Annotated in this window: 1 pseudogene; it reads left to right on the top strand. The window is 67.6% G+C overall.

Annotated features, from left to right (window positions below):
• Positions 1-417, top strand: a pseudogene (locus tag ELR45_RS36060) (N-acetylglucosamine/diacetylchitobiose ABC transporter substrate-binding protein); the annotation flags it as partial.

Here is a 417-nt window from a genome sequence, read left to right as displayed (position 1 = left end):
GGAGATGCTCGACGTCTGCGCGGATGCCGCGGACATGGGCATCGCTCCTTGGATCTACCAGGGCGTGACCGCGCCCCGGTACATGAGCTGGCCGCTGTTGACGATGGCTGCCAAGCTGGCCGGGCCGGAGGTGCTGCTCTCCATCGACCTGCTCGAGGAAGGTGCGTGGGGGCACGAGGCCGTCCGCGAGGCCGCCAACGCTCTCTGGGACCTCGGGCAGCGCGGTTACTACCTCGAAGGTGTCGAGGCCATGGAGTTCCGTGACGCCCAGGGCCTGTGGGCCCGAGGCGAGGGACTGTTCTTGCCGTCGGGTTCGTGGATCGAGAACGAGGAGGCCGATGCGATCTCGGAGGATCCCTCGTTCGAGCTGGCGATGATGCCCGAGCCGCAGCTGTCTGCGGACGCGGTCATGCCGTT

The sequence above is a fragment of the Phytoactinopolyspora endophytica genome (genome assembly GCF_004138495.1).
In the GTDB taxonomy this organism is placed as follows: Bacteria; Actinomycetota; Actinomycetes; order Jiangellales; family Jiangellaceae; genus Phytoactinopolyspora; species Phytoactinopolyspora endophytica.
The sequence above is the reverse complement of the archived record's forward strand: the minus strand, read 5'-3'. Positions and strand labels throughout refer to the sequence as shown.